This is a genomic window from Rhizobium cauense (assembly GCF_019511525.1).
GTDB lineage: Bacteria > Pseudomonadota > Alphaproteobacteria > Rhizobiales > Rhizobiaceae > Rhizobium > Rhizobium cauense.
The window spans coordinates 1-3,167 of the sequence record NZ_JAEUAT010000048.1 but is presented as its reverse complement, the minus strand read 5'-3'; the positions used below and the strand labels follow the sequence as shown (position 1 = coordinate 3,167).

General features: G+C 53.5%; 1 tRNA gene and 2 rRNA genes. All 3 read left to right on the top strand.

The features are described from left to right. Positions 1–2,626: ribosomal RNA gene (locus JNB88_RS33005) — 23S ribosomal RNA — on the top strand; the annotation flags it as partial. 110 nt (positions 2,627–2,736) lie between these two features. Further along, positions 2,737–2,851: ribosomal RNA gene (rrf, locus tag JNB88_RS33000) — 5S ribosomal RNA — on the top strand. A 238-nt stretch (positions 2,852–3,089) separates the two neighbouring features. After that, positions 3,090–3,166, top strand: a tRNA-Met gene (locus tag JNB88_RS32995). Position 3,167: the final 1 nt, after the last annotated feature.

Genomic DNA, 3,167 nt, shown 5'->3' with positions numbered 1-3,167 from the left:
GGTTTCCAAGCATTGTGATAAGGTATCTGCACCTGAATAAAATAGGGTGTAAGAAGCGAACGCAGGGAACTGAAACATCTAAGTACCTGCAGGAAAGGACATCAACCGAGACTCCGCAAGTAGTGGCGAGCGAACGCGGACCAGGCCAGTGGCAATAGTGGTTAAAGTGGAACAAGCTGGAAAGCTTGGCCGTAGTGGGTGACAGCCCCGTACGCGTAGATACCATTATTGTCCTAGAGTAGGGCGGGACACGAGAAATCCTGTCTGAACATGGGGAGACCACTCTCCAAGCCTAAGTACTCGTGCATGACCGATAGCGAACAAGTACCGTGAGGGAAAGGTGAAAAGCACCCCGACAAGGGGAGTGAAATAGAACCTGAAACCGGATGCCTACAAACAGTCGGAGCCCGCAAGGGTGACGGCGTACCTTTTGTATAATGGGTCAACGACTTAGTGTAACTAGCAAGCTTAAGCCGGTAGGTGTAGGCGAAGCGAAAGCGAGTCTGAATAGGGCGATTTAGTTAGTTGCATTAGACCCGAAACCGAGTGATCTAGCCATGAGCAGGTTGAAGGTTGGGTAACACCAACTGGAGGACCGAACCCGCATCTGTTGCAATAGATTGGGATGACTTGTGGCTAGGGGTGAAAGGCCAATCAAACTCGGAAATAGCTGGTTCTCCGCGAAATCTATTTAGGTAGAGCGTCGAGCGAATACCCTGGGGGGTAGAGCACTGGATGGGCTATGGGGACTCACCGTCTTACTGATCCTAACCAAACTCCGAATACCCAGGAGTACTACTCGGCAGACACACGGCGGGTGCTAACGTCCGTCGTGAAAAGGGCAACAACCCTAACCTCCAGCTAAGGTCCCCAAGTCATGGCTAAGTGGGAAAGGATGTGAGGATCCCAAAACAACCAGGATGTTGGCTTAGAAGCAGCCATCATTTAAAGAAAGCGTAACAGCTCACTGGTCTAAATAAGGGTCTTTGCGCCGAAAATGTAACGGGGCTGAAGCCATGCACCGAAGCTGAGGATGTGTAGCAATACACGTGGTAGCGGAGCGTTCCGTAAGCCTGTGAAGGGATACCTGTGAGGGGTCCTGGAGGTATCGGAAGTGCGAATGTTGACATGAGTAACGATAAAGAGGGTGAGAGACCCTCTCGCCGAAAGACCAAGGGTTCCTGCTTAAAGTTAATCTGAGCAGGGTTAGCCGGCCCCTAAGACGAGGCGGACACGCGTAGTCGATGGGAACCACGTTAATATTCGTGGGCCTGGTGGTAGTGACGGATTGCTCAACTTGTAAGGTCTTATTGGATTGATCTTGCAGGGACGCGGTTCCAGGAAATAGCTCCACCGTATAGACCGTACCCGAAACCGACACAGGTGGTCAGGTAGAGTATACCAAGGCGCTTGAGAGAACTATGTTGAAGGAACTCGGCAAATTGCACGCGTAACTTCGGAAGAAGCGTGACCCCTTCGCACGCAAGTGTGGTGGGGTGGCACAGACCAGGGGGTAGCGACTGTTTATCAAAAACACAGGGCTCTGCGAAGTCGCAAGACGACGTATAGGGTCTGACGCCTGCCCGGTGCTGGAAGGTTAAGAGGAGAGGTGCAAGCTTTGAATCGAAGCCCCAGTAAACGGCGGCCGTAACTATAACGGTCCTAAGGTAGCGAAATTCCTTGTCGGGTAAGTTCCGACCTGCACGAATGGCGTAACGACTTCCCCGCTGTCTCCAACATAGACTCAGTGAAATTGAATTCCCCGTGAAGATGCGGGGTTCCTGCGGTCAGACGGAAAGACCCCGTGCACCTTTACTATAGCTTTACACTGGCATTCGTGTCGGCATGTGTAGGATAGGTGGTAGGCTTTGAAGCGGGGACGCCAGTTTCCGTGGAGCCATCCTTGAAATACCACCCTTATCGTCATGGATGTCTAACCGCGGTCCGTTATCCGGATCCGGGACAGTGTATGGTGGGTAGTTTGACTGGGGCGGTCGCCTCCGAAAGAGTAACGGAGGCGCGCGATGGTGGGCTCAGACCGGTCGGAAATCGGTCGTCGAGTGCAATGGCATAAGCCCGCCTGACTGCGAGACTGACAAGTCGAGCAGAGACGAAAGTCGGTCATAGTGATCCGGTGGTCCCGTGTGGAAGGGCCATCGCTCAACGGATAAAAGGTACGCCGGGGATAACAGGCTGATGACCCCCAAGAGTCCATATCGACGGGGTTGTTTGGCACCTCGATGTCGACTCATCGCATCCTGGGGCTGGAGCAGGTCCCAAGGGTATGGCTGTTCGCCATTTAAAGCGGTACGTGAGTTGGGTTCAGAACGTCGTGAGACAGTTCGGTCCCTATCTGCCGTGGGTGTAGGAATATTGACAGGATCTGTCCCTAGTACGAGAGGACCGGGATGGACATATCTCTGGTGGACCTGTTGTCCTGCCAAGGGCATAGCAGGGTAGCTACATATGGAAGGGATAACCGCTGAAGGCATCTAAGCGGGAAACCCACCTGAAAACGAGTGTTCCCTATCAGAGCCGTGGAAGACGACCACGTTGATAGGCCGGGTGTGGAAGCGCAGCAATGTGTGAAGCTTACCGGTACTAATAGCTCGATTGGCTTGATCGTTCTCATTGATCAATGCTCATGACTGTCATCAGACAGAAATGATGCAAGACGTGTTCATAAATTAAAGTGGCGAATGCCACCCAGCTTCTCAATTTGTTGCGCTTCGCTGACCTGGTGGTTATGGCGGGGCGGCTGCACCCGTTCCCATTCCGAACACGGCCGTGAAACGCCCCAGCGCCTATGGTACTTCGTCTTAAGACGCGGGAGAGTCGGTCGCTGCCAGGTCTGCCAAGCGCAACACAAAATCTTCTCCGAACGAAAACGGCCCAGGCCGAAACAAAAGGGCCGCCATAAGCGGTCCTTTCTGCTATAATGGGCCAGAAATGACGGGGCAGATGGTCGCAAGTGCCGACTGTGCGCCCCTTACAGGAGACAAATCGCCTTCGGCAATTTGCTCCGGTATAAGGCATAACCGCAAAGCGGTTATGCCGCCGCGATAAATCCCGAAGGGATTTACGCTGGACGCGGGGTGGAGCAGCCCGGTAGCTCGTCAGGCTCATAACCTGAAGGCCGCAGGTTCAAATCCTGCCCCCGCAACCAA